Origin of the sequence: Gilliamella sp. App4-10, from assembly GCF_001690495.1 — a bacterium.
GTDB classification, from domain to species: Bacteria; Pseudomonadota; Gammaproteobacteria; order Enterobacterales; family Orbaceae; genus Gilliamella; species Gilliamella apicola_G.
In genome coordinates this window covers 89,861-116,301 of sequence record NZ_LZGS01000018.1, presented here as the reverse complement: position 1 = coordinate 116,301, position 26,441 = coordinate 89,861, and the positions used below count along the sequence as shown (strand labels likewise).

Annotated in this window: 26 protein-coding genes, 3 tRNA genes and 1 pseudogene; 14 read left to right on the top strand and 16 right to left on the bottom strand. The window is 35.8% G+C overall.

The genetic code is table 11. The annotated features are described in order from the left end of the window. The 10 genes and pseudogenes from A9G23_RS03285 to A9G23_RS03245 all read left to right on the top strand — a co-directional run bounded on the left by A9G23_RS03285 (position 1) and on the right by A9G23_RS03245 (position 5,527). Positions 1-777: an SDR family NAD(P)-dependent oxidoreductase gene (locus tag A9G23_RS03285; protein ID WP_081296918.1), complete on the top strand. Its 777-nt coding sequence runs from the start codon at positions 1-3 to the stop codon at positions 775-777. An 11-nt stretch (positions 778-788) separates the two neighbouring features. Continuing rightward, a complete protein-coding gene (locus A9G23_RS03280; RefSeq protein ID WP_065586253.1) occupies positions 789-1,532 on the top strand; it encodes an SDR family NAD(P)-dependent oxidoreductase in 744 nt (247 codons plus the stop codon). Positions 1,533-1,562: 30 nt separating this feature from the next. Then, complete coding sequence (locus tag A9G23_RS03275; RefSeq protein ID WP_065586252.1) at positions 1,563-1,844, top strand: YciI family protein; 282 nt, start codon at positions 1,563-1,565, stop codon at positions 1,842-1,844. A gap of 178 nt (positions 1,845-2,022) precedes the next feature. Beyond that, positions 2,023-2,732: pseudogene (locus A9G23_RS03270) on the top strand (IS6 family transposase). A gap of 330 nt (positions 2,733-3,062) precedes the next feature. Next, positions 3,063-3,365: a transposase gene (locus tag A9G23_RS03265; protein ID WP_081296917.1), complete on the top strand. Its 303-nt coding sequence runs from the start codon at positions 3,063-3,065 to the stop codon at positions 3,363-3,365. 86 nt (positions 3,366-3,451) lie between these two features. Further along, a complete protein-coding gene (locus A9G23_RS11480; RefSeq protein WP_176700594.1) occupies positions 3,452-3,622 on the top strand; it encodes an IS3 family transposase in 171 nt (56 codons plus the stop codon). Positions 3,623-3,676: 54 nt separating this feature from the next. Then, positions 3,677-3,940, top strand: a complete 264-nt coding sequence (locus A9G23_RS11845; protein ID WP_065586251.1) for a DDE-type integrase/transposase/recombinase — start codon at positions 3,677-3,679, stop codon at positions 3,938-3,940. Continuing rightward, positions 3,940-4,575, top strand: a complete 636-nt coding sequence (locus A9G23_RS11705; RefSeq protein ID WP_335339984.1) for a TraI domain-containing protein — start codon at positions 3,940-3,942, stop codon at positions 4,573-4,575. The genes A9G23_RS11845 and A9G23_RS11705 overlap by 1 nt, the downstream gene beginning before the upstream one ends. 86 nt (positions 4,576-4,661) lie before the next feature. Next, positions 4,662-5,138: a hypothetical protein gene (locus tag A9G23_RS11780; RefSeq protein ID WP_065586249.1), complete on the top strand. Its 477-nt coding sequence runs from the start codon at positions 4,662-4,664 to the stop codon at positions 5,136-5,138. 77 nt (positions 5,139-5,215) lie between these two features. Next, entirely contained in the window at positions 5,216-5,527 is a 312-nt protein-coding gene (locus tag A9G23_RS03245; RefSeq protein WP_065586248.1) for a conjugal transfer nickase/helicase domain-containing protein, read from the top strand. A 93-nt stretch (positions 5,528-5,620) separates the two neighbouring features. Here A9G23_RS03245 and A9G23_RS11635 read toward each other — a convergent pair whose 3' ends face one another. From A9G23_RS11635 to erpA, 9 genes are all read right to left on the bottom strand, one after another. Then, positions 5,621-5,881 (bottom strand): DUF4113 domain-containing protein, encoded by a 261-nt coding sequence (locus A9G23_RS11635; RefSeq protein WP_218059478.1) that lies wholly within the window; start codon positions 5,879-5,881, stop codon positions 5,621-5,623. A gap of 27 nt (positions 5,882-5,908) precedes the next feature. Then, on the bottom strand, positions 5,909-6,883 hold the full coding sequence (locus A9G23_RS03240; RefSeq protein WP_218059477.1) for a Y-family DNA polymerase: 975 nt from the start codon (positions 6,881-6,883) through the stop codon (positions 5,909-5,911). Then, on the bottom strand, positions 6,880-7,329 hold the full coding sequence (locus tag A9G23_RS03235) for a LexA family protein (RefSeq protein WP_218059476.1): 450 nt from the start codon (positions 7,327-7,329) through the stop codon (positions 6,880-6,882). Before A9G23_RS03235 ends, A9G23_RS03240 begins: the two co-directional genes overlap by 4 nt. A gap of 678 nt (positions 7,330-8,007) precedes the next feature. Further along, positions 8,008-8,766: a tyrosine-type recombinase/integrase gene (locus tag A9G23_RS03230; RefSeq protein ID WP_065586247.1), complete on the bottom strand. Its 759-nt coding sequence runs from the start codon at positions 8,764-8,766 to the stop codon at positions 8,008-8,010. After that, positions 8,706-8,936, bottom strand: a complete 231-nt coding sequence (locus A9G23_RS11345; protein ID WP_141674901.1) for a hypothetical protein — start codon at positions 8,934-8,936, stop codon at positions 8,706-8,708. The genes A9G23_RS03230 and A9G23_RS11345 overlap by 61 nt, the downstream gene beginning before the upstream one ends. Further along, a complete protein-coding gene (locus A9G23_RS11840) occupies positions 8,866-9,117 on the bottom strand; it encodes an Arm DNA-binding domain-containing protein (RefSeq protein WP_442899760.1) in 252 nt (83 codons plus the stop codon). Before A9G23_RS11840 ends, A9G23_RS11345 begins: the two co-directional genes overlap by 71 nt. 247 nt (positions 9,118-9,364) lie before the next feature. After that, positions 9,365-9,440 (bottom strand) — tRNA-Gly (locus tag A9G23_RS03225). Positions 9,441-9,452: 12 nt separating this feature from the next. Then, positions 9,453-9,540, bottom strand: a tRNA-Leu gene (locus A9G23_RS03220). Positions 9,541-9,699: 159 nt separating this feature from the next. Beyond that, positions 9,700-10,041 (bottom strand): iron-sulfur cluster insertion protein ErpA, encoded by a 342-nt coding sequence (gene erpA, locus A9G23_RS03215; protein ID WP_065586246.1) that lies wholly within the window; start codon positions 10,039-10,041, stop codon positions 9,700-9,702. A gap of 159 nt (positions 10,042-10,200) precedes the next feature. Between erpA and hemL the strand changes: the two genes are divergently transcribed. Continuing rightward, positions 10,201-11,493: a glutamate-1-semialdehyde 2,1-aminomutase gene (hemL, locus tag A9G23_RS03210; RefSeq protein ID WP_065586245.1), complete on the top strand. Its 1,293-nt coding sequence runs from the start codon at positions 10,201-10,203 to the stop codon at positions 11,491-11,493. 64 nt (positions 11,494-11,557) lie between these two features. Beyond that, complete coding sequence (gene bcp / locus A9G23_RS03205; RefSeq protein WP_065586244.1) at positions 11,558-12,034, top strand: thioredoxin-dependent thiol peroxidase; 477 nt, start codon at positions 11,558-11,560, stop codon at positions 12,032-12,034. A 35-nt stretch (positions 12,035-12,069) separates the two neighbouring features. On the opposite strand, the gene A9G23_RS03200 is transcribed toward bcp, so the two are convergent. Both A9G23_RS03200 and A9G23_RS03195 read right to left on the bottom strand, forming a co-directional pair. Beyond that, positions 12,070-13,143 carry an AI-2E family transporter gene (locus tag A9G23_RS03200; protein WP_065586243.1) on the bottom strand — a complete coding sequence of 358 codons (1,074 nt, stop codon included), beginning with the start codon at positions 13,141-13,143 and terminating at the stop codon, positions 12,070-12,072. A 48-nt stretch (positions 13,144-13,191) separates the two neighbouring features. Further along, positions 13,192-14,721: a helicase HerA-like domain-containing protein gene (locus A9G23_RS03195; RefSeq protein ID WP_065586242.1), complete on the bottom strand. Its 1,530-nt coding sequence runs from the start codon at positions 14,719-14,721 to the stop codon at positions 13,192-13,194. Positions 14,722-14,895: 174 nt separating this feature from the next. Between A9G23_RS03195 and A9G23_RS03190 the strand changes: the two genes are divergently transcribed. Then, entirely contained in the window at positions 14,896-15,126 is a 231-nt protein-coding gene (locus tag A9G23_RS03190) for a YdcH family protein (protein WP_065586241.1), read from the top strand. Between the two features lie 327 nt (positions 15,127-15,453). On the opposite strand, the gene mgtA is transcribed toward A9G23_RS03190, so the two are convergent. Beyond that, complete coding sequence (gene mgtA / locus A9G23_RS03185) at positions 15,454-18,162, bottom strand: magnesium-translocating P-type ATPase (protein ID WP_065586240.1); 2,709 nt, start codon at positions 18,160-18,162, stop codon at positions 15,454-15,456. A 714-nt stretch (positions 18,163-18,876) separates the two neighbouring features. Here mgtA and A9G23_RS03180 point away from each other — a divergent pair. Then, positions 18,877-19,554 (top strand): hypothetical protein, encoded by a 678-nt coding sequence (locus A9G23_RS03180; RefSeq protein WP_065586239.1) that lies wholly within the window; start codon positions 18,877-18,879, stop codon positions 19,552-19,554. A 107-nt stretch (positions 19,555-19,661) separates the two neighbouring features. Here the strand turns inward: A9G23_RS03180 and A9G23_RS03175 are convergent, their stop codons facing one another. From A9G23_RS03175 to rep, 4 genes are all read right to left on the bottom strand, one after another. Further along, a complete protein-coding gene (locus tag A9G23_RS03175; RefSeq protein WP_065586238.1) occupies positions 19,662-21,554 on the bottom strand; it encodes a DNA topoisomerase III in 1,893 nt (630 codons plus the stop codon). Between the two features lie 88 nt (positions 21,555-21,642). After that, complete coding sequence (gene zntB, locus A9G23_RS03170) at positions 21,643-22,644, bottom strand: zinc transporter ZntB (protein ID WP_176700247.1); 1,002 nt, start codon at positions 22,642-22,644, stop codon at positions 21,643-21,645. 1,328 nt (positions 22,645-23,972) lie between these two features. After that, positions 23,973-24,049: transfer RNA gene (locus A9G23_RS03165), tRNA-Arg, on the bottom strand. A gap of 317 nt (positions 24,050-24,366) precedes the next feature. Continuing rightward, positions 24,367-26,382 (bottom strand): DNA helicase Rep, encoded by a 2,016-nt coding sequence (rep, locus tag A9G23_RS03160; RefSeq protein WP_065586237.1) that lies wholly within the window; start codon positions 26,380-26,382, stop codon positions 24,367-24,369. Positions 26,383-26,441 lie beyond the last annotated feature (59 nt).

Here is a 26,441-nt window from a genome sequence, read left to right as displayed (position 1 = left end):
ATGAAATATATCGATTTTGAAAATAAGAATATTGTTGTTGTTGGCGGCACAAATGGTATGGGACTTTATTTAGTACAAAAGCTCATTGAATTAAAAGCAAATGTAATAGTGCTGGGACGAAATGTTGATAAGCCTGAATTAAAAGAGTTAAAAGGTAAATGTGACTTTTTTATGTGTAATATAGCAAATACTGAAGATGTTGATGATACTTTTGAACGGATTAAAAGCAAATATAGTACCTTGCATTTTGCTGTAAATAATGCCGGGGTGACCGCCCCTTATAGCAATATTTCAGAGCTAGATATTATCCAGTGGAAAAAAATTATTGATATTAATCTAACAGGAACTGCACATTGTTTGAAACGGGAGATTCAATTAATTTCTCAGAATAAAAATGGTGCAATTGTAAATGTATCATCCTGTGCAGGGTTACAGGCATTAAAAATGCAAGCAGCGTATTCGGTAAGTAAAGCAGCAGTGAATATGTTAACTCAAGTCGCTGCTATAGAATGCGCTATTGATCATGATGATGCTCACTCAATTCGCATCAACGCTGTAGCCCCAGGACCTATACTGGGCGGAATGAATAATGATGAAAATTTGAAAAAGAACCCAGAGAAGACTCAAAGAAAATTATCAATTACAGCAATGAAAAAGTTTGGCACAGCAGAAGAAGTAGCTAATAGTATTTTGTGGTTATTAAGCCAACAATCATCATACACCACAGGTATTATATTACCTGTTGACGGCGGTTTTAGCTCGGGTAAATTTAATTAGAAGTAAATACTATGCAAAAAAATATTTTTATCTCTGGTGTAAGCAAGGGAATCGGTCGAGAACTCGCTCTTTATCACCTAGAACAGGGTGACCGCGTGTATGGCATTTCGCGTAGTAAATGTGATGATCTACAAGAATATGAGCATTTTTACCATCATAGTATCGATTTATCACAATCAAAATATATAATTGAACATTTAGAAGAGTTTTCTGCATTAAAGCAAATTACAAAGATCGATCGTTTGTATTTAAATGCTGGTTTGATTCATAAACTTAGCCGATTAGATAAATTGTGTCTTGACGATTTTAACTACGTTATGTCAGTAAATCTATTTTCTTATAAAGTATTACTAGATTTTTTTCTAAATAATGAAAAGCTGTTGCTAGAACAAATTATAATATCAAGTTCCATTGCCGGAGTTCGTCCGAGAGAAGGAATGTCTGTTTATGCTGTGTCTAAAGCGGCATTAAATATGATGATAAAAATATATGCACTAGAAAATCCGCATCTATTTTTTGCAGCCATTGGATTGTGTATTTTTGATTCAACTGTTTCTCGTGTGATGGCTTTAGATAATCCAGATATAGACCAGTTTTTAGAACTAAAAAAGCTAGCTGAACGTTTATCTAAAATTGAGGGCTATATAGTAACCGCCCAACAGCGAGCACAGGAATTGATTTATGTTTTAAATAACATTGAAAACTTACAAATCACATCTGGTGATTTTTTTGAGATACGAAACCTACTACGTTAAATTTAGTTTTTATTATACAAGGAGAATAAAGTGATAATTGCAGCCCTAAAGTTTAAAAAACCGATGCCTGAAATTCTTGCAAAACTGGACGAACATAATGTGTTTTTAGATAATTATTTCGCTCAAAATAAATTTTTGGCATCTGGACTTTTAGAGAGTAAAACAAGCGGTATAATTTTAGTAATGAGTGATTCGATTGAAGAAGCAAAAGATATTATGAAAAATGATCCTTTTTATATTTATGACCTCGTAGATTTTGACTACACGTTGTTTAATGCAACGAAATTATCGCCGAGTCTATCTTCAAAATAAATCGACTTTCTTAATTTAAAAGTATTCTTTGTTTACTCGAGATTTTTAACATACCTAAAGTCCTAAGTAAATAAATTGAATAATCGATCAGTTTTATCAATTGAAATAAAAAGGTGCTTTAAAAGCACCTCTGATTGCGGTACTGTCAAGTTAACTCATCTTTTGTATAATCATACAGATGAAAACAAATAAAATCTATCAACGTCATCGTTATCCAGCAGCTATTATTAGTCATTGTGTCTGGCTCTATTATCGCTTCGCCTTAAGCTATCGCAATATTGAACTTATTATGATGCAAAAAGGCATTTCTGTTACTTATGAATCCATTCATTATTGGTGTGTTAAATTTGGAACGCTTTATGCTAAAAGAATTAAAAAGACCAAACGGTATGGCGATGATGTTTATATCGATGAAGTTTTTTGTAAAATTAACGGTAAACGTGTTTATTTATGGCGAGCGGTTGATCAAGATAGCCAAACGATCGATGTGCTAGTTCAAGAAAAAAGGGACAGTAAAGCTGCTTCAAGATTTATTAAAAAGATAAGAAAATCCGCTACAAAATCTATTTCTAAAGTAGTGACGGATAAGCTTAAAAGCTATATCAAACCGTTTAAAACATTACTTTTTAATGTGCCGTATGTGACTCAACGATACGCGAATAATCGCGCTGAAAATTCTCATCAACCAACAAGGCTGAGAGAAAAGAAAATGCGTAGATTTAAATCCTTAAAACAAGCTCAATATTCTTATCGTGTTTTGGCAATATTTACGATTATTTCAATTGTACCAGGTATTTATGTTCAGCTAAAACCTTTCGTATTTTAGTTGAACGTCGATTTAAGGAATGGGGCATAATTACCCAAGTTGTGCCTAAAATTCAAAACTAGAGATTAACCAGCTAAATTAAAATTCGTCATTGGAAGTTAATTTGACAGTACCCTCACAGGAGTAATAAACAGCATAAAAAATAATACACACACAAATACCAGTACCATGATGCTGATCCAATTCCATAGTCGTATCGGATTAGGGGCTGGTAGTCTTGCAATGTCTGTTTTAGGCCACACGTTTCACTCCCTATCTTTTCCTTTAGGCTATTGGAAAAGATAGATTGACCTCGTGCATATTCAACCATATCTTGGATAGCCTACCCTAATTAGTACCAGTTTTATAAGGTCATTGTTATGATAACCTAAAAATAAAAGAAGGTACCAACAATGACAATCAATTTAATCCGAAGAGAAAAACGAACATTCACCAATGAATTTAAAAAACAGATGGTCATGCTGTATCAAAATGGCAAAAAACGCGCTGATATCGTTGCCGAATATGACCTCACCAAATCGGCATTAGATAAGTGGATAACGCAATACCAAACTACCGGCGCATTCACAGCAAAAGACAATCGTAGCGCTGAAGAGAACGAGCTTATCGCAATACGCAAAGAGAACAAACGTTTGTTAATGGAGAATGATATCCTAAAGCAAGCAGCGTTGATAATGGGACGAAAATCAAGTTAATTGCAGACAATCAGCATCGATACCCTTTACGTGCATTATGTCGGTGCTTAAACATAGCAAGAAATCGTTTCTATTATCAACGGCAATTGCCCGGGCAACGACAAGATATCGTGCTCAGCGAAATAGTGGCTAAAATCTTTGATGATAATTATCAATCCTATGGTACAAGGCGCATGAAAGCAGCGCTTAGCAAGCAAGGTATAGCCTTATCCCGCCGGCGAACAGGTCGAATCATGGCGAAAAATGGCTGGGTGTAAAAATACACCAGCAAAAAATACCGTTTTCATGCAGAAAAAAGTAATGAATCGAGAGTGGGGAATGAACTTAATCGTGAGTTTGAGATAGGTCAACCACGAAAAATTTTGGTGACTGATTTAACCTATGTGAGGGTTAAACAACGTTGGCACTACCTGTGTGTCATCGTTGATATCAGTAATCGAGAGATAATTGGGCGAAGTGCTGGTAGGCATAAAACATCGACATTGGTCATGCAAGCCATCAGTCAAATACCCATGAACTTACAGTCTATTGAGTTTTTCACTCAGATAGAGGAAAAGAGTTCGATAATCATCTAATTGATGAATGTTTAACCGAATTTGGTATTAAACGCTCATTAATCCGTAAAGGGTGCCCGTATGATGGTAAGATTGCCGTTGATATCCATGTTGAATACCAAGATGGCTTAGCATGGCATCCGTGGCAAGGCGCTTTGAAAGCACCTTATCGATTTCAATATCGTAAAAATCGTGAGTATCGTTTGCACAGCGTCAGTATTGGACTGTTATATCGGCAAATAATTGATACTCAGTTACTCGATTGGTTAGCCGAAAGTCACGAATTATGGCCATTGTTTACTTATTTTGTGGCCGGGCAAACGGAACTTTCTGGTGTTGTTGGTGAACTTGTTACTAAAGCTGATCAAGCGTCCGTCTCACATTCGTTAGGCGGTAATATCGACCAAGTGATGAACTCACCTAAACATTCACTGCAACGCAAACTGCTTGATGAGTTACGTTACCTGGTTAAAGAAGAACTTAAACTGAACAACAGTGGACCGAGTGATGGTTGGTTAACTGAAGATAGTTTGTGGTTAGTGAGCAAAACCGTTTCCGATAGCTCAGAGCTTATTTATTATCCCAAGGCATTGAAGGTATTCCCTCCAAAAATTCGATACTCTTCACCACTTTACAAGAACATCATATTATTTTAAGCATAACTGAAGATAAAGCCATTTGGAACGCCACCGTTACAAGTCACAGTAATGGTTGGTCTCAACCCTTTACCTTTTTAAAAGTGATGCCTTCATTGATATGGCCAGAAGAAAAACCATCTGCTTTTGATGGAACAGTCGTCATAAATCTGTCAAAAGATGACAGCAATACAACCGAAACTGTAGATGAAACGCCCGTACAAGACATACCGACCATAACCTCAAAGAAAAATACACCCAACATAATTGATGAACTTGACACGGTTAATACACCAAACAGTCATCCACCACTAGCGGATAGCTTAGATGCAGTATTCAATTTATTAGGTATGAATGATAATGAACAAACGGAGTCAGAAGCCACGCCCAATCAATTTATTGTCACTGAAATCAATCAAAATGACCCCCACCCAATCATTGATAATCCAATCACTGCTAATCAAATAAATCAGCAAAATTTAATATTGGAAGCGAATACTGAAAAAGGAACCCCTGTCGTTGAATTTACCGCAATGGAAAAACAAGTAATGAAGCAAATCGATGAAATAACCTCCCTCGGGTGAGCATTTTATGCACTGGTAAAAGAAGCTATCTTAATGCAAAAACTCATCATTAACGAACCCCAAGCGTTATTCATACGGTGGATGAAACGATTTTTATTGTTACACCCGGTATTTTTATGCGTTACGTGATGGAATTTCCTCAAGTGCAACAGGTTGCTAAAGCTGACAAAACACCTGCCTGGCGATATATGCAAAAAGCCTTTGAAAAGCTCAAATACCACAAACGATTAGAAGATGGCTATAGTATCTGGACTTGTGCGGTTGAAGGCCCCAAAAGTACTAAAAAAGCACATGGTTATTTATTTGATGACCCGACAATGCTTATTCCTGATATTGTTTATAACAATCCCTATTTAAAGATTATTACCAATAAAAACAAAACGATATAATTTCAATTGAATTATAAAAATTGTTGAACTGAATAAAACACATTGTATTTTAAATAACACAATTTGGTTTATATAAACGCAATAATGCTTCGTTTATTTAACCACTAACAACTCATCCCACCGTGTGGTATAACGCGGACTCAGTAATTCATGTTTAATTTGCCAAGGGGCTTGTTTTCTAATACCACCTAACTGCACAGTATGTTTACCCATCTTCTGATTGATCGCATCGAGTGTCTGCATCAACCTATCACTTTTTTGCTTTTGCACTACATTATGGGATGTTTCAAATAAATCAAACTGCGAATCCATATACTTAGTGCGTAAGTCAAGCAACATCACCCCAGCCTTCATAAACAAAAAACCTTTTCTGTAAATAGCCTATAATCCTTTTTGTGCGGCTTGAATAATCAGTCGTGAATTATCAGTAGGTAGGGAGAGAGACACCACGATAGAGGGATGATATTGCACAACATCCTCACGAAAACGATTGGTTTTTAAAAAGACCAGCACGGCACTGGCAACCGAGTGTTGATGTCGGAGTTTTTCAGCAACTCGACTGGCGTGTACACGTATGGCTTCTTGTAAATCAAATAACTCACCAGTTAGCTGACCAAAGCTACGCGAAGTCATTATATTTTGTTTTGGCGTTGATACATCATCTAATTCGATGCAAGAAGCGCCTTGTAATTCTAACACCGTATGCTCAAGCACCACCGAAAACTGCTGCCGAATTTGTTTAGTATTCGCTTGGCGTAAATCCCATGCAGTATGAATACCTAACGTTTGTAGTTTCTCGGCAATACACCGTCCAACACCCCATACTTCACCGACAGTAAACTGCTTTAAAGTTTCAGTCAACAAAGCGCTGTCATTTGCTAAATAACAGACACCTAGATAGCTGGTTTGTTTTTTAGCGATATGATTCGCCACTTTGGCTAAAGTCCGCGTGGAAGCAATACCAATACTAACGGGTATACCCGTGTCACGTTTCACCACCGCTCGGATGTGCTGACAATGCGAAATAACATCAGAAAATCCATCTAATGCAATAAATGCTTCATCAATAGAATAAGATTCTACATCTGCTGTGTAATCACGTACCGTATTAAAGACACGCCGACTCATATCACCATACACGTAATTAGAGCTTAATAACGTCACTTGCTTACGAATAGCCGGTAGAATCTTAAAGGCAGGCATCCCCATCGGAACAAGTGGTTTTAATTCATTCGAACGCGCTATCACACAACCATCATTATTAGATAAAATACCAATCGGTTGTCCCTCAAGCTTAGGATTATATACCCGTTCACAAGAGGCATAAAAATTATTACAATCCACTAACCCAATCACGAATGACCACGCCCGCGTAATGAATGGATGGTATGAATCACCACACCCCAAATATGCACCTCTTTATCCATCAACGGGATCGGCGGATAAAGCGCATTACCGGCTAATAAATGATATTGACCATTCATTACGCCAAGGCACTTACAGGTGAACTCACCATCAATGGCCGCAATCACCACATCATCAACCTGTGGGGTTAAAGAACGATCAACGGTCAGTAAATCACCACTAAAAATACCGTAATCTATCATCGAATCGCCCATCGCTTTAATATAATAAGTCGCGCTTTGGTGTTTGACTAAATGCTCAGTTAAATCCAGTTTAGCTTCCAAATAATCATCCGCAGGCGAGGGGAAACCTGCTCTAACAGGTGTCTCCACTAAAGGCAACTGATTTAAAATAGAAACGTCAACACGGCCAAGCACAATACAACCTGATTTGTGCAAGAAACGACTCCTAAAACTAAAGTAAAGAACATCACCACTGTTATTTTAATTATCGTAGTAAAAAAAGAATGTGTATAAACATACAGTATAAAATGCGAATTTCAATCGATTTTAGTGTAAAAAAATTGAAATAGCACACAAAATAAGTTAAATGGATCGAGCATCGTTAACACATCAATGCAAAATTTTACGTGAATGAAATCAGTCATCTTTTGTTTTGGGAGGACTTAATACCAATGCCAATTCTCTTTGCTTTTCACTCAAAACATAAAGCAACAGCTCACGTTGAATGGGATGCTGCGTATTTAAGCCGCGTGAGTGATAGCCATACACTCCTTGATAAGTAAAACTGAACGAATAACTTCGACATTAGGCATAGTGAAAGCTCATGGTTTTCTTTTTGTTATAACAAACTATGGCGTGATATAAAAATCGTTTAAATGAATCAAGAAAGATACTATTAATCTGTTTTGTCGATCAAATAAAAATGGTACTCTAAAAGCGCCCTTATTGTATGGATTATTGATTAGGACGTTTATCTAGGGCTTCTTGTTGCCACTTATCAAGTCTATCTGCCCATTCTTGCATCATTCGTTGACGCTGAGGAATATACTTAGCGTGATTGTAAGCCCGTCTGACTTGATTTTTATCCTGATGAGAAAGCTGAGCTTCAATCCATCATCCTTCATAATCGAGCTCATAGAGTGCAGTAGAAAGCATTCCTCTTAAGCCGTGAGCCGTCAGTTTTTTATCATACCCAATGCGTTTAATCCCTTGATTAAACGTGTTTTCACTTACGGGCTGATGAGGCTTGCCTCGACCACACAGCAAATAGGGCTGATTAGCATAACGCAGCGATAATAATTCTCTAACAATATTGACGGCTTGTCTTGATAGCGGAATGACATAATCTGGAATAACGTGCCCAGCGTTGACTAAACGCTTAAATTGTTTAATTTCCCCTGCGGGGATCGTCCATACCTGATTATCTAAATCAAATTGTTCTAGTTTTGAAAACCTTAACTCACCTGGTCTACCCCCAGTTAATAACAACAACTTGAGTGCCAGTTTAGTTTGTATATCCCCCGGATAACGAGATAACGCTATTAAAAACCTAGGAATATCCTGCATCTCCAAGTGAGAGTTATTTTTTGGGGCTGGTTTAGGGAGAGCTAAAAAACCAATATCCGTGGTTGGATTGGTTTTGATTAACCCATCGAGCATGGCATGTCGGAAAATATCAATTAGCCAACATCGCAGCTTCTCAGCAATCGACAATGCACCACGATTTTCTACTTTACGCAACACTTGCTGAATATCTCTCAGGGTGATTTTCTCAATAGGAATAATGCCCAGTATCGGTAATATATCTTTTTTTAAATAACGTTCAATTTGAGTTTTAGTCGAATTACGACGTTTAGGGTCATCAATGCCCAACTTTTAAATTTTAGGGCTTTCCATCTTGGGATAAACATTTCCAATGTCAATGAAGTGTTATGATGTGCTTCATATCCTTCTTCGTCCAAGATTTCCATTTTAGCTTGAGCAGCACGACGGTGCCCTGGACGGGGATCTGTTCCTTTGGCAATAATCAGCGCGGTAATCATCACGCTTCAATCTTACTTCTTTCAGTGACAACAAGTTCTGGATAGGTGCCAATGAGATTCTCGGTTGTTTCCCTTGCCAACTGAATCGAAAGTGCCAACATTTACCGCCACAAGGGGCGACACAAAGGCTTAAACCTTCATCATCATTGATGGGTATATCTTTTTTGTTTTGGTTTGGCATTACGAACGGCAATTTCAGTTAAAGCCATAATAAAACTCTCCTTTAGAAATCAAACTAAAAGGCAGAATTATTATATAAAATAAGAGGTTCGTTTAAAAGATAAAAGTGTACTAGCTCGAACTCGAAGTGTACTAAATTTGAGTCCCTGTGGGTATATTTGGGTACATCTCAGCATACGAAAAACAACTAAATATTAATTAAAAATTATTAAGTTGTATATTATAGTACAGCTCTATATATTATGAATTGGAGCGGGAAACGAGGTTCGAACTCGCGACCCCGACCTTGGCAAGGTCGTGCTCTACCAACTGAGCTATTCCCGCATAGGTAAGAAGTGGTGCCCGGGGCGAGACTTGAACTCGCACGGCCAAAAAGGCCGAGGGATTTTAAATCCCTTGTGTCTACCGATTTCACCACCCGGGCTCAAAACTGATTACTAAGAAGCAATTCGCTTTGAATGCTGTGCATTTTACCCATCTAAAATTTATCGTCAACTAAAAAATCAAAAATATTGTTTAACTGCTCAATGTTTGTCACATTTTATCGGTTTATTAATCTGTTTTTAAAAAGCTTAAATACCAATTAAACACTAAAAGATGATCCACAACCACACGTTGTTGTTGCATTAGGATTGTCGACTACAAAGCGAGAGCCTTGTAAACCTTCTACATAATCGATTGTACCACCGACAAGATATTGTAAGCTCATAGGATCAATAATAAGCGATACACCATTTTTTTCGATAGCTAGATCGTCTTCGTTCACTTTCTCATCGAAAGTAAAACCATACTGAAATCCACTACAACCACCGCCTGTTATATACACCCTTAATTTTAGATTTGGGTTTTCTTCTTCGGTAACTAGTGATTTAACTTTATTTGCTGCTGCGTCAGTAAAGTGAATCGGTAAAGCGTTGTCGCTCATATTCTTCTCCTAATATATTTACCTATGTATTATATACCTTTGCTAGATGAAAATACAAAATAGAAAACCTCTATTAAATAAATTTTTCATAGCTAGCTTGAATTTATTTTGATTTTATGAATAAATACAACAAAATTTTTTAGAGAGATTATCTCGATTATGCTAAACAATTTCAAATCAGAAAAGCTTTATCAACAAGCGTTATCTGTCATGCCTGGCGGTGTTAATTCACCTGTACGTGCTTTTAATGGTGTGGGTGGATCGCCTTTATTTATTGAACGAGCCAACGGTGCATATATTTATGATGTAGACGATAAAGCTTATATCGATTATGTCGGTTCTTGGGGACCTATGATTCTTGGGCATAACGATCCTGATGTTGCCAATGCGGTAATTAATGCTGTGCGCAATGGGTTAAGTTATGGAGCTCCAACCGAAATTGAAACCAAAGTTGCCGATTTAGTCACACAATTAATACCTTCAATTGAAATGGTGCGAATGGTAAATTCGGGAACTGAAGCAACCATGAGTGCCATTCGTGTTGCTCGTGGTTTTACTGGTCGTGATAAGATTATTAAGTTTGAAGGTTGTTATCACGGTCATGCCGATTATTTGTTAGTTAAAGCGGGTTCGGGCGCCCTTACTTTTGGCCACCCGACTTCACCTGGTGTGCCTGATGATTTTGTTAAACATACATTAGTTTGTGATTATAACAACTTAGAATCGGTCAAAAAGCAATTTGAGCAATACCCCGATGAAATCGCCGCTATTATTATTGAGCCAGTCGCAGGCAATATGAATTGCGTGCCAGCCAAAAAAGAGTTTCTACATGGATTACGTGCACTTTGCGATAAGTATGGTGCGCTATTAATCATTGACGAAGTGATGACTGGCTTTAGAGTCGCCCTTGGCGGTGCTCAAGATTATTATGATGTGGTGCCGGATCTGACTTGTTTAGGCAAGATTATTGGCGGAGGTATGCCTGTTGGAGCATTTGGAGGTCGTGCGGATATTATGATGCAATTAGCGCCAACCGGTCCAATATATCAAGCAGGTACCCTTTCAGGCAATCCTATTGCAATGACAGCAGGTTATACAACTTTAACCAAGTTAATGGACGTTGGGATCTATCAAGCGTTAGCAGATAAAACTGCATCGCTTGCCAACGGATTATTATCGGTCGCTAAAAAGCATAATGTGCCATTCGTGGTGAATTATGCTGGTGGGATGTTTGGATTATTTTTTACAACTGCTTCTGAAGTAACCAGTTATCAAGATGTTATGCAGTGTGATGTTGAATTATTCAAAAAATTCTATCATTATATGCTAACTGAAGGTGTTTACTTTGCACCGTCAGCTTTCGAAGCTGGTTTCATGTCACTTAAGCACACAGAAAAAGAGATCAATCACACAATTGATGCAGCAAGTCGTTTTTTTAGTAACTTAATTTAAAAGTATAATACTGTTTTATATACCCAAAAGAAAAAATTAAACTATTAAAATAGGTAATAATTATATGGTTAATCCACTTAAAGAAGGTGAAAAAGCACCTCAGTTTTCGTTGCCAGACCAAGATGGAGAGCAAATAAGCTTGAAAGACTTTGAAGGTCAACGTATTTTAATTTATTTTTACCCAAAAGCGATGACTCCTGGTTGTACAGTGCAAGCATGTAATTTGCGTGATTGTCAGGACGAGTTTAAAAAATACAATGTGGTGATCCTTGGTATTAGTACCGATAAACCAGAAAAGTTATCTCGATTTTTTGATAAAGAATTATTAAATTTTACGTTGCTTTCAGATGAAAATCACGAGGTTGCCCAAGCATTCGGTACTTGGGGAGAAAAGGAATTTATGGGTAAAACCTATGAAGGAATTCACCGTATAAGCTTTTTAATTGGCAAAGACGGTAAAATAGAAAAAGTGTTTGATGATTTTAAAACATCTAACCATCACGAAGTAGTTTTAGATTATCTTCAAAACCACAGTAAATAGTTTTGCTTAAAAGCAGATTAAATTATAATCTGCTTTTACTTCGTACTGGTATTATTTAATTCGTCTAATTTTGGCCAAGCATTTATAATTGCTTTAACTAATGTAGCTAAGGGTATTGCAAAAAATATTCCCCAAAATCCCCATAAACCACCAAACACAATCACCGCTAAAATAATCACAAGTGGATGTAAATTGAGCTTTTCCGAAAATAAGCAAGGCACTAATAAATTTCCATCTAATGCTTGAATCAAAACATAGCAAAATAGCAAATAACCAAATTGTGCAGTTAATCCCCATTGAAATAGTGCAATTAATACAACGGGAATACTTGAAATAATAATACCAACATACGGTACTAATACGGATAACCCAACAAGCACGGCTAATAAAAGTCCATAATCTAAGCTAAAATACCAAAAAGGAATATAGACACAAACCGATAAAATAATAATGTGCAGAACGTTACCAACAATATAATTGGATATTTGCATATCCATTTCAGTGGCAACTTTGCTTAAAATTGTGCGGTTTTTTGGTAAAATTTTTGAACAGTATCCCAAAATTTTTGCTTTGTCTTTTAATAAAAAGAACATCATTATTGGCACTAATACCGCATTAATTGCAATAGATACTAATCCTAATAAAGAAACAATTGAAAATTGTAATAATGAATTACCCGTTTGTACAACTTTATCGGTAATGCCTTGGATGACCGAATCAAATAACCCAACATCAATTAATTCTGGATAATGTTCTGGCAAGGTGGTTAGGAAGTTGTTAGCAAAATTTAGCATGTTTGGAATATTGGTGATTAAACTTATACTTTGTTGCCAAATTAATGGTAATAAAATCATAAACCCGACTAATACAACCATTAAAAAAAGCAGTAATACCATCACAACAGCCAGCGTTCTTGGGATATTTTTTTTATGTAGAAAGTTAACTGGGCTATCTAACAAATAAGAAAGCACAATAGCAATTAATACAGGCAAAAGAATTTTATTGAAAAAATAGATGATAATAAACAGGCCAAGAATAACAGCCATTAACGAAACAACATGTGGATCGCTAAAACGCTTTTTATACCATTCCATAAACATTTTTAACATTAAAATACTCCTATTTTGCTCACTTTGCGGATAATAATCTCAGTTTGATTATTTTTTAAAGCCACCAAATATGCCTCGAGTGATCTGCTTACAAATTTGATTGACAACTTGCCTAGTCGCACTTTTAGCTATTTTTTGAGTGATACCATCACGTTGTCCACCTCTTGGCCCTTTTGTCCCAAAAAGAAGCGAACTTAAACAATTAAGCAATCCACCATTACTTTGTTTATTATTTTTATCACCGTCTGTTTTTGTATTGCCATTATTTGTATTTGTGTTTTGATTAGACAAGCTATCTAACAAAAATCCATTTTTCAATATTTCATAAGCGGATTGTCGATCTAAGGTTTGCACATATTTATTGTAAAAATGGGATTGATGAATAATAAATGATTGATTGTCTGGTGACATTGGTCCCATTTTTGAACCTGGCGCAATAATATAACCACGCTCAACCATGTTTGGGCGACCTTTTTCGTCTAAAAACGAGATAAGCGCTTCGCCAACGCCTAATTCCATTATCGCTTTTTCAGTATCAAAACATGGATTCGCGCGCATGGTTTGGGCGGCTGTTTTTACCGCTTTTTGATCTTTAGGAGTAAATGCGCGCAAGGCATGCTGCACACGATTGCCTAATTGCCCTAAAATTGTATCGGGAATATCGCTCGGGTTTTGCGAGGCAAAATAAACCCCTACCCCTTTCGAGCGGATTAGTCGCACAACTTGTTCTATTTTTTTTAATAATGCAGGCGAAATGTCATTAAAAAGTAAGTGTGCTTCATCAAAAAAGAAAACAAGTTTAGGTTTATCAAGATCACCGACTTCTGGCAAATGCTCAAAAAGTTCTGACAATAGCCATAATAAAAAAAACGAATATAATTTAGGTGAGTTATATAATTTTTCGGCCGATAAAATGTTAACTATGCCGCGACCTTCAGAATCAACTTGTATTAAGTCTTGAATATCGAGCATTGGTTCGCCAAGAAATAATTCTGCGCCTTGTTGTTCTAGTGTTAATAAACCACGTTGGATTGCGCCAATTGACGATACCGAAATGTTTCCGTATTGTGTGGTGAATTTTTTAGCATTATCACCCACAAATTGAATTAAAGCTCGAAGATCTTTTAAATCAATTAATAATAGACTGTTATCATCCGCAATTTTAAATATCAGCTGTAACACGCCTACTTGTACACTGTTTAAATCGAGCAAACGACCAAGTAAAATTGGTCCTATATCTGACACGGTACAGCGAACGGGGATCCCTTTTTCGGCAAAAACGTCCCATAATTCAATGGGTGATAATTCTGGTTGCCAACTATCGGCTTCAATGCTAACTAAACGAGCCTGTAGTTTATCAGTTAATATACCTTTTTCGCCAATTCCTGTTAGGTCGCCTTTAACATCAGCAAGAAAGACTGGCACACCTATTTTTGAAAAGCTTTCAGCCATTTTTTGTAGAGTAACTGTTTTACCGGTACCCGTTGCACCCGTAATTAAACCATGACGATTAGCTAATGCAGCTATAATAGATAAATCTTTACCATGGCTTTTGGCAATTACAATCGATTCACTCATGGATTAACCCCTTTTTTTATTTTTGCTTTGTACTTAATACTATTTTGTTATAAAAATAATTTCTCTATTAAAACAATTTTTCTATTAAAGCTACAAATAATATTGTATTCTGAATTAGCAATAGCTGCTATTGTTATTATATTATCTAACCCATATCCCATATAAGGAGGCACTATGTTTCCAGAATATCGAGAAATAATTTCTAAATTAAAAAATACCGATTTACGTTTTCAAAAATTGTTCGATCAACATAATGAGCTTGATCAAAAGATTAAAAACATTGAATCAGGAATTATTGTCAATACCACTGAAACGATAGAGGTATTGAAAAAACAAAAGCTTAAAATTAAAGACGAAATTCATAGAATTTTAAGAAAAGCGTCTGAAACACATCTAAACCTATAATCAGCTACAACTTGTAATTATTTTAATCAATAGCTTTTTTAATATTAAAAAGCGCTCAAATAAAAACCCCAATTATTGGGGTTTTTATTATGTGTTAACTGAAAAGCTTTGCATTAATTATTTTGTATTTAATGATTTAATTTTTCCTGAGCCTTCTTTTGTTTTCGGCTTTTAATTAGCATAATTAAATTTTTATGTGGTGTTTTCATAGATTATTTCCTTTTAGTTATAATTATAGGGTGAATAAATTAATTTTTTAATAATTTTTACTATATAAATTTTAAGATAGCTAAGCGATGTTAATATCACTTAGCTATTATTAGTCAATTAAAACCATTGACCAAAGCGTTTGATATAAATGCGTTTCATCAATTGTGCAACACAGCAATAGCTAAATAGGGTTGCTAAAAGCCATGGAAAGTATGACCAAGGTAATGGTTGTAAACCAATTAATCCACCCAGTGGAGAAAACGGAATATAAATACCTACAGCCATAATTAACAATGTCATCACAATAACAGGAAATGCTGCGGTGCTTTGCACAAATGGAATTTTTTGTGTTCTAAGCATATGCACCACCAATGTTTGTGACAATAACCCCTCAATAAACCAGCCTGAATGAAACAGCGATTGCGCTTCCACACTGTTTGCACTGAATACAAACCACATTAGTGCATAGGTTGTGATATCAAAAATAGACGATGTTGGTCCAATCCAAATCATAAAACGTCTAATATTTAGTGCATCCCATTTGCGTGGTTTTTGTAAAAACTCATCGTCCATTTTATCCCATGGTAATGAGAGTTGAGAAATATCATACAGTAAGTTTTGAATAAGTAAATGTATCGCTAGCATAGGCAAAAAAGGTAGAAACGCACTAGCCACTAATACTGAAAAAATATTTCCAAAATTCGAACTTGCGGTCATGTTTAGATATTTCATAATATTGCCAAAGGTTTCGCGACCGCATATTACACCTTCTTCCAATACCATTAGGCTCTTTTCAAGCAGAATAATATCGGCAGATTCTTTGGCAATGTCAGTTGCAGTATCGACAGATATACCCACATCAGCGTCACGTAGTGCCGGGGCATCGTTTATACCATCACCTAAAAAACCAACGGTATGACCGTTATCTTGCAATAATCGGATAATTCTCGATTTTTGTAGTGGTGTTAATTTAGCAAAAATAGTATGTTGTTCGATTTTGATTTTAAGCTCGCTATCATCCATTTTTTCAATTTCAGTGCCAAGTAATGGGGAGCCCGGCTCTAAACCAACTTCTCGGCAGACTTTGATGGTGATGATTTCGTTATCACCTGTTAAGACTTTAACGCCCACACCATGTTCATTCAAGGCTGAAATCGCTTCGAGCGCACTTTCTTTTGGAGGGTCTAAAAAGGTTAAAAAGCCACGAATAGCAAGTGCTGTTTCGTCTTGCACTGTGTATTGTGTTTTTGTTTCGCTAGCTGGAATATCTTTTACACCAACCGCTAATACTCTAAAACCTTCTTTGTTATAGTCATGCGCGAGTGCAATTAAAGCTTGTTTTCGTTTTTCATCTAATGGTAAATATTCGCCATTTTCATAAACATAACTGGCAATAGAGAGCATTTCTTCAACTGCGCCTTTACAGATCATTAAATGGTTATCACTGCCATTTTGCACAACCACCGATAAACGACGACGCACAAAATCAAACGGTAACTCATCAATTTTTTTGTATAAACCAGCACCCACCTTTTTCATATTGGTCTTTTCTTCAGTAAAACGGATGATCGCTTTATCCATCAAGTTTTTCATGCCACTTTGATAATAGCTATTAAGCCAAGCGAGCTCTAAAACTGTTGAATCAGCTTCACCATTTATATTAAGGTGATGTTCTAAAATGATTTTATCTTGCGTTAGGGTACCTGTTTTATCGGTACATAAAATGTCCATCGCACCAAAATTTTGGATAGCATTAAGTCGCTTTACAACCACTTTACGCTTTGCCATACTAACAGCTCCTTTGGCTAAGTTAGCGCTGACAATCATTGGTAACATTTCAGGCGTTAAACCAACCGCAACAGCTAATGCAAAAAGTGCCGCATCGCCCCAATCATTTTTTGAAAAACCGTTAATAAAAAAGACAATTGGCACCATGATTAGCATAAAACGAATAAGCAACCAGCTAACGCTATTAACCCCCCGATCAAACGAAGTCTCAGCACGCGATCCGACAATCGATTTCGCTAATGAGCCAAAATGCGTATCGGCACCCGTTGCAACCACAATGGCAGTAGCAGTGCCACTGACAACATTGGTACCCATAAAACAGATGTTATTAACATCAAGCAAATTATCTTTATTAATGTCTGATGCTTCGATATTATCGGTATTTTTTTGTGTTACCGCACCTAATGTGTCATATTTTTCAACCGGAATTGATTCGCCAGTGAGTACAGCTTGACTAACAAATAAGTCACGAGATTCGATTAATCGGATATCTGCTGGGATCATGTCACCAGCCGATAAATAAACAATATCTCCCGGAACGATTTCATTTAATGGAATTTCAATGCGTTCAGGACTCATGTCTTTATGCGCACGTCTTAGCACGGTTGCGGTTGTGCGAATCATTGATTTTAATGCTTCGGCTGCTTTGTTCGACCTAAATTCCTGCCAAAAACGCAGTAAACCACTTAGCGATACCATAGTTAGGATAATAATAATCCCAGTTAAATCGGTCTCTTCACCATTTTGCAAAGGCAACCAAAAGTCAGTTACAAAACTGACAATGGCCAATGCTAATAATACAAATATAAATGGATTATTAAATGCCATTAATAGTTGCACTATCACTGATGGTACTTTTTCTCGTGCGACTTCGTTTTTACCATATTTTTCAATTCTCGATTTGGCACTTTCTTGTGTTAATCCTGAAAGGCTGGATTGAAATTTAGATAAAATATTATCAAGACTATTTTGTGCTTCGTTGATAGCTTTGATATCTACACTATTTTGTGCTTTGGTTTTTGATGTATTTTTTGTCATCATGAGTACCTATATTCTTAATTTTGGCAAAAGCATGCCAACTCATTGTTACCCAGTAACGATAAGTTATTAAATGTTGGAATGAGCTAAAATTTTTAGTGCATAGCAAAACTAGCCCATAAAACTATTTTGTATAGCTAGTGCTGAACATTAAATTTAATTAGCAAATAGAATTAATTAAGAATTTAGATACAACTCGGTGGTTCTAAATGTTTTTCTGAAAGATGTAGAACACGCAACATTAAGCTTTGTGCGTATTGATGTTTTGAGTTTGTGTGATAGCGTGTAAAAAAATGCATATCGTTCACCATTACCGTTTTATCAATTTCGGCTTGTGAACTGAAAAAATGGTGATTTAGACAGGTTCATTAACCGATAATGATGTGTTTATATTTGTCTCCCCGCATTGTGGGGTGACCCGATTGAGTGTCCATATTTCTCCTGTAAATTGAACTCTTCGCTTTGTATTTCAACTTCCCTTCACCCTCATTTTTAACTTCCATAATAGCTAAAAAAGGAAGAAAAGCTCAAAAGGCGGGCACTTTATACGCCTTTAACAAACAGAAGTCAACCTTTACAGCCTTAAAAGAGTGGTAATTGTTGAAAAACAGCACTTATCGCCATTTTTTTCTTCATTTTTATATGGAATTGATATCCCTATTATCCAATATAAGATACAATCACTGCACGATTAATTAATGTGAGTATTTTTAAATGGAACTTTCTGAATTAATCCATGATAATTGGTTAAATTTGGTCATTTTTTTAGTGCTCTCTTTTGTCGCAATTATTTATAAAAAACGGGGTAAAAATAACTATTTTGATAATATTATTAAATATGCCGTTATTTTAGAAAAAACACCTCAACCAAAATATCAAATAGATTATTTAAATAATATTAAAAAAAAACTTATTTGGGAGAAAGTCTGCTTTTATAAAGCAGGCAACATCGACAAAGAAAGTATTGCTATTTCGCTAGTAAATGCTGATGTTCATAATCTTATTGAGCTGACTCAATTAGATTTATTAACACAATATTTTAAGATCACAGAAAAACGCATTACGCCACTTAAACCCTATTTCATTAAAGAAGTTATGGTTAGCTGTGTTGAATTTATGTTAGCATCGATTATGTTGCTGTCTAATATTATTACCGTCTTTAGTTCACCTTGGATAATTAATGTTATTGTTGCTATTTTGACAAACGTTATCATTATAATCGCTCTGTTTAGCTTTACTTTACAACCAATTAAACGACTCAAAATCTATCTTTCAATTCTAAAAGACAATGCCTTTTTACAAAGAGCGAATAATGAATTAGCTAAAATAATCAAAGATAAAAATAGAGTAAGCACCGATATTTTAGAAGAAATCACCGAATCAGAAAAATAACAAAATAAGCATCAATCTTAAAATCATTATTCAGATAGTATAACTATCTTAATCAACAGGATGAAACGTTCATTGTTATGTTTCATCCTATGTCGTTTATCTGGAGATTAGGCTCGAATATTCAACCTTGTATTTTTTAACTGATTAACAAGATCTAACAGTGATAAATTGAGTTGATGCATAAACTGTTGGTATGAAAACGCTTTTTTACTAATTTCATCTAATTGTAATTCCCAATGTGCGGTCATGTCAGGCATCGACATGATATCAGGTAGCGATAAAATCAGATTTTTACCTACGTCAGTTGAGCGAATTGCTTTACCTTGACGAGTTAAAAATTGGCGTTTAAATAACAACTCAATAATACCAGCCCTTGTTGCTTCTGTGCCTAAGCCATCGGTTTCTCGCAATATTTTTTTGATTTCGGGATCTTTAACAAATCGGGCAATTCCTGTCATGGCAGACAATAATGTGGCATCGGTAAAAGGTCTTGGCGGTTGGGTTTCTTTACTAACCAGCTCAGTATCAATACATTGCACAGTTTCGCCCTTTTTAACTAATTTAGTTAATAGGCCATTACTTTCATTATTATTTGTCTCGGTTTCAACTTGGTAGTTTTTACTTCTAAATAAAACCTTCCAACCGTCGTCAAGCATCTGGTTGGCTTTAGAAATAAATTTTCCCCCTTGAATGTCAACATCAATTTGCAATTCAGCATATTTATAAGCTGGATAAAATTGAGCTAAATATTGCGTTGCTACAACTTGATACACTGCTTTTTCGTTATCGGTTAAGCTTTCCATTTTAGCTTTGCGCAAAGTTGGAATAATGGCGTGATGCGCTTCAACTTTTTTATCATTCCAAGCCTTGGAACGTAAAGTAAAATTAGCATCACCAATAGCAGATTGTAGTTCAGGACAATTATTTTCAATGGCGGACTTTACGCCTGTAATTTGTTTTAAATGTTCTTCGGGTAGAAAGCGACAATCCGACCTTGGATAGGTGATTAATTTGTGTTTTTCATATAACGATTGGCAAATGTCGAGCACATCTTGAGCGCTCAATCCATTTTTTTGGGCCATTTCAATTTGCAATGCCGATAAATTAAATGGCATTGGTGGCGCTAGTTCTTTCTTTTTATTACTGACTTTATCAATTTTTCCGGATTGATTATTAATGCGCTGACAAACATTTTCGGCTAATTTTTTGACTAATACACGCCCTTCATCATCCTGATAAGGCGCACAGGCTTCGCTGGGTTGCCATTTCGCTTTGAATATTTCATTATCTTTGGTTTGCAGCACAGCAAAAACTTCATAAAATGGTTTAGGTACAAATTGCGTTATCTCTAAATCTCGCCTAACCACCAATCCTAAAATAGGCGTTTGCACTCGCCCTATTGATAATACGCCTCGATAACCGTTTTTTTGCCCAACAATAGTACAAAGCCGACTCATATTAATTCCATACAGCCAATCGGCTCTAGCCCTTGCTAATGCCGAGGTTGATAAAGGAATAAAATCTTGATTGTTGCGTAATTGTTGCAATGACTTTTCAACAGCACTAGCATTCAAATCACTAATTAAACAGCGTTGAATTGCTTTGCGCTTATCTGGCGATAATTGGCAATAATTTAAAACTTCATCAACCAATAACTGCCCTTCCCTATCTGGGTCACCAGCGTGTACTATTTGCTCTGCTGACTTAATCAGATCTACCAAAATATTAAATTGTTTTTGTGTATTGCCTTTAGGCATTAATATCCATTTTTCAGGCACTATGGGTAAATCATTAATCACCCATTTTTTATATCGAGGATCATAAACTTCTGGTGTGGCTTGCTCTAATAGATGCCCAATACACCAGCTCACAACATCACCATTACTTGCTTTGATAAAACCATTACCTTTTTGATGAGGTTTAGGTAATACTTCAGCAATAGCCCTCGCTAAGCTGGGTTTTTCAGCAATAAATAAACGATAAGATTGATTAAATTGCATAAAAATGATTATTCACTAAAAATTCCAAATAACATAAGCTTGAACAAATGCTCATAACCTTTAATCCAATTTTTAAAAGAGAGCTTAATTACCACCATTTTTTATATTTAAGCCAAATGACTGAAACTATACAAATAACAACAAGCAGTACGATTAATCCAACAAAAGACCATCCTTGTTCGCTAAAGGGAATACCAGCTAAATTGACACCCAGCAAACTGGTTAAAAAAGTAATCGGCGTAAATATAATGGTAAAAAGAGACATTAAGTAGATTCTCTTATTGGTTGACTCGGCCAAAAAGCTATTAATTTGTTCCATGATTGAGGCTATTCTTAATAAACAGCTATCAATATCAGAGACATAATGGTTTTGTTGATAGGAAATATCGTGTAATCGTTGGCGGTCATTATCGTCGATCCATGATACTCTTTCCGTCGAAATTTTCACAAAAATATCACGTTGTGGCGATAATAACCGGCGTAAAACGATCAACTGCTTACGAACACGGCCTATTTCTTTATAAGAAAAAATACGTTGATTTAATACCGAATTCTCTAACTTAATGATTTTATTGTGCACACTATCAAACGATAAGTTAACTTGATCACTAATTAAATCAGATATTTGAATCAACCAATCAGCCACATCTACAGGCCCAATACCTTTTTCTAAACGATCTTTTAATTCAGTAATAGCTGCAATTTCTTGATGTCGAGTTGAAATGATCGTGTTATCAGTAATAAAAAAACGAAAGGTAACAATAGGATCGGGGAGCTCATTGGGGATAAAGTTAACGCCTTTTAAAACCACTAAAACCCCCGATTCAAAACGAATTTCTTTAGATATTTGGTTTGGTTTTACCAATTCGTTTTTGATCAAATCAGGGACAAGATCTGTGGTATTTATCCAATTGATAGTTTCTTGCTTGGCAAAATCTAAATGGATCCAAAATGGCTGCGAAATGGAGGGCTTACTCTGCTCATTGAGAGGCATTGCTTTGCCTTTACCGTCTAATTGACAGACAAAAGCAGGTTGAGCCTCTAAAAGATGAGAAACAGAAATCACACTTTCACTACCTTGGTTCATCATTACTAGCCCCATTTGTTATTGTTTTTTCAAATTATATACTGAATTTAGATTAAAATGGAGCCAATAATTAGTGTTTATTTATTTTGCTTAAAGCATTAGGCAGATTTGTGGTACATAATAATTATCTGGGTGGTGAAAAACGCCCAATTTTATCCCATACCAGCGATTAATATTGTCTGCGATTAAAAGTCTTTCGGCCTGCCTTGCTCAACTCAACTATTTGCCCACGATAAATTAATAGGATTTGAACAGCATATAATACGGCTACATTGAGATCATGCAAAACTGTAACAGTATACTTTTATTGGAGACATCCTTAGCGGTATAATAAACCTTCAACTAATGAGATTTACTAGTGGCAAGATAACTAAATATCGAATTTAAACGAGAATGTGCAGGGCTCGTTCTAAATTATGGTTATATACATAAAGATGCTGCAAAAAAATGAGTGTCAGTATCTCATCAATCCAGCGTTGGGTAACGCAATATAGAAAAGAAAGGCAAGGTACGCTTTAAAGTAGTACGTTGACTCCTAAGTAAAAAAAGGATCCAAGCGTTAGAAAACAAGTTAAGCAATGACAAAGCGATAAACAGTTTTAAAAAAGGCTTCTGCCTTCTTCGCAATCGAAATGACAAACAGCAACAAATAACGTTGATTCTGAAGAAGGCCGGAAATGAAACAGCTTAAATCTGTCGTTGCCTATCATTATCACCGAGTACTTTTTATTATCAAATTAAACATCTTCCTTTTAAATTAATTAATGCTAGGCTTGAAATTGTCATGAAATCAATTCATGACGAATGGACGGTATATACAGTAAAAGAAGAATGTAACAATAAATTATACAAAACATTAGGCATAAATATCTAGAAATGTTTACCGCCCTAACCAGAACATTCCAATTAGATATGGATTTTTAACTGTAAATAAAATGGCTTATTATTTTTCTAAAAAATAATCAGGTAGAGTATTGATTTTATTTAATTATTTTTAATGAAAACATACCCTTGTTCTATCACAACACACTTAAAAAAATTGTCGCTTTAGATCTTCAATAAACCAAAAATCGCCTTAATTAAGTACGCATTGAGTTACTGATTTACTAATTACATAAAGAGACCATTTGCTATTTGGGAATGTTTTGAAGAAATTAATTTTAGTTTTTGCTGATTCAATAGAATTTATCGTTGGCCTGCTTGCGGTATTTAAACGCTGCTCATTAAAATAACTTTTCTAATACAGCCACAATTTGTGTCACACAACGAAAATAACGATAATCAAAGATTAAACTTCAGTTCTATAACCCGTTGTTTATATTTCATTTCAATGGCGTCCCCTACAGGATTCGAACCTGTGACCTACGGCTTAGAAGGCCGTTGCTCTATCCAGCTGAGCTAAGGAGACTTAGATAGGATTTGTCGATTAGACGCAGAGTATTATATAAAGCTATTTCAATTCGTCAATGATTTTTAATGGTTTATCGCATTGGATTAACAAAATATCATCAATTTAGTTTTTTATTATATTCATTTTGGTCATGAATATAATCAACTTACAATCAATTTAATTAACATTACCATCTGAATTTCATCTTTAAAAAGATATTTAACATATTATTTATTAATAATTTTAAGTTTTCAGACGATGGATTAGCTTAAAAATTAACGGATACTAATTATAAATTTCATATTTCTTTATTCTCTATTCTTTTTAATATTCATTTATTTAGCTTTGTCGATTTGTGCTTTTAGCATGGCTATTCTGCTTTGTCCTTGTTGCATTTTTTTTTCGGGAGATAGTTCGTTACGTTGATCTTGCCAGACTAAGTCGTCTTGTGGCAGTTCTAATAAGAATCGACTCGGTTCAACTTGCAGTGTTTCGCCAAATTGTTTACGTTGTCGGCTAAATGAAAATGTGAGCTCTTGTTGGGCTCGAGTGATGCCTACATAGGCTAGGCGGCGCTCCTCTTCGATATTGTCTTCATCAATACTGTTTTGATGTGGTAATAGTCCTTCGGACATGCCAACTAAATAGACGTAAGGGAACTCTAGCCCTTTTGAGGCATGTAGCGTCATAAGTTGAACTTGATCAAGCTCTTCTTCGGCTTCGTTACGTTCTAGCATGTCTCGTAAGGTAAATCTGGCAACAGCTTGTTCAAGTGTCATGGCTTCATCAATATCATCACCTTGCAACATCCCATTTAACCAACTGATCAATTGTTCGACATTGCGCATGCGCATTTGCCCCGCAGCTGGGGATGACGATGTTTCATAAATCCAGCTTTCATAATTGATACCATGCAGCAGTTCATAAATCACGTCCATCGGTTCATGGTGCGATTTTTGAATAAGCGTATCAAACCAATGGATAAATACTTGTAATGATTCCATGCGCTTGCCTGATAGTAGTTGAGTTAGCCCCATATCATGACTTGCTTGATATAGGCTAACACCACGGTGATTTGCCCACTCCCCTAGTTTTTGGATGGTTGCTGGGCCAATTTCTCGTTTGGGGGTATTGATAATGCGAATAAACGCATTGTCATCATCAGGATTAGTTAATAACCGCAAATACGCCATTAAATCTTTAATTTCAATTCGCGCAAAAAACGATGTTCCGCCGGAGATTCGATAGGGTATGCGATATTGCATTAATATTTTTTCAATTAGCCGAGCCTGATGATTACCACGATATAAAATAGCATATTGACCATATTGACCGTTATGCGCAAAGCGATGACCAATAAGATCATTAATGACTTTTTCGGCTTCGTGCTCTTCACTATCAGCAGAAATGACTTTTAATGTTTCGCCATAACCTAATTCTGAAAACAATTTTTTTTCAAAGATGTGTGGATTATTTTCGATTAAAATATTCGCCACTTTTAAAATTCGGCCCGATGATCGGTAATTTTGTTCTAGTTTGATGACTTCTAATGTTGGAAAATCTTGTTTGAGTAATACTAAATTTTGTGGTCGTGCACCACGCCAAGAATAGATTGACTGATCATCATCACCAACGACAGTAAATTTGGCTCGGTTGCCAACCAGTAATTTGATAAATTCGTACTGACTGGTATTAGTATCTTGATATTCATCAACTAGCAAGTAACGAACTCTGTTTTGCCATTTTTCGCGAACTTCTTCATTATTTTTTAATAAGAGTGTGGGTAATAAAATAAGATCATCAAAATCTAAAATGCTGCAAGCTTTTAATTGTTTCTCATACAATTGATAACAGTGAGCAAATAATTTTTCCTTGTTGGTTTGCGCACTTGCCATCGCAATAGTTGAATCAACGATATCATTCTTCCAATTTGAGATTGTTGAGCGTAATTGATTAATCAGATCCTTATCACCCTCTAACCATTGATAAGTTAATTCTTTGAGTAAGGCGGTTTGATCATGATCATCAAACAATGAAAAGTTGGATTTAATGCCTAGATGTCTATACTCTCGGCGAACAATATCCAATCCCAATGTATGGAATGTTGAGATTTTAAGCCCCCTTGCCTCTTGTTTACTAAGCGATTGGGCAATGCGTTCTTTCATTTCGCGCGCGGCTTTATTGGTAAAAGTAACAGCAACAATATGACGTGGCAAATATTCTTTAACGCGAATTAAATAAGCAATTTTGTTGATGATAACCCGAGTTTTTCCAGAACCAGCCCCAGCTAAAACAAGGCAAGGTCCTGAAACATATTCAACCGCTTTTTGTTGACTTGAATTTAAACGCACAGAATAAAACCATTAAGAAAATTGTGGGCTAGTATATAACGATATACTAGCTATGTGCA

Coding starts and splice junctions, on each gene's coding strand:
- A9G23_RS03285 (WP_081296918.1), top strand. CDS start 1: ATGAAATATATCGATTTTGAAAATAAGAATATTGTTGTTGTTGGCGGC.
- A9G23_RS03280 (WP_065586253.1), top strand. CDS start 789: ATGCAAAAAAATATTTTTATCTCTGGTGTAAGCAAGGGAATCGGTCGA.
- A9G23_RS03265 (WP_081296917.1), top strand. CDS start 3,063: ATGACAATCAATTTAATCCGAAGAGAAAAACGAACATTCACCAATGAA.
- A9G23_RS11780 (WP_065586249.1), top strand. CDS start 4,662: ATGCCTTCATTGATATGGCCAGAAGAAAAACCATCTGCTTTTGATGGA.
- A9G23_RS11635 (WP_218059478.1), bottom strand. CDS start 5,881: ATGAAGGCTGGGGTGATGTTGCTTGACTTACGCACTAAGTATATGGAT.
- A9G23_RS11345 (WP_141674901.1), bottom strand. CDS start 8,936: ATGATTACCGCGCTGATTATTGCCAAAGGAACAGATCCCCGTCCAGGG.
- A9G23_RS11840 (WP_442899760.1), bottom strand. CDS start 9,117: ATGCCAAACCAAAACAAAAAAGATATACCCATCAATGATGATGAAGGT.
- erpA (WP_065586246.1), bottom strand. CDS start 10,041: ATGAGCGACAACGCTTTACCGATTCACTTTACTGACGCAGCAGCAAAT.
- hemL (WP_065586245.1), top strand. CDS start 10,201: ATGCTAAACAATTTCAAATCAGAAAAGCTTTATCAACAAGCGTTATCT.
- bcp (WP_065586244.1), top strand. CDS start 11,558: ATGGTTAATCCACTTAAAGAAGGTGAAAAAGCACCTCAGTTTTCGTTG.
- A9G23_RS03200 (WP_065586243.1), bottom strand. CDS start 13,143: ATGTTAAAAATGTTTATGGAATGGTATAAAAAGCGTTTTAGCGATCCA.
- A9G23_RS03195 (WP_065586242.1), bottom strand. CDS start 14,721: ATGAGTGAATCGATTGTAATTGCCAAAAGCCATGGTAAAGATTTATCT.
- A9G23_RS03190 (WP_065586241.1), top strand. CDS start 14,896: ATGTTTCCAGAATATCGAGAAATAATTTCTAAATTAAAAAATACCGAT.
- mgtA (WP_065586240.1), bottom strand. CDS start 18,162: ATGACAAAAAATACATCAAAAACCAAAGCACAAAATAGTGTAGATATC.
- A9G23_RS03180 (WP_065586239.1), top strand. CDS start 18,877: ATGGAACTTTCTGAATTAATCCATGATAATTGGTTAAATTTGGTCATT.
- A9G23_RS03175 (WP_065586238.1), bottom strand. CDS start 21,554: ATGCAATTTAATCAATCTTATCGTTTATTTATTGCTGAAAAACCCAGC.
- zntB (WP_176700247.1), bottom strand. CDS start 22,644: ATGATGAACCAAGGTAGTGAAAGTGTGATTTCTGTTTCTCATCTTTTA.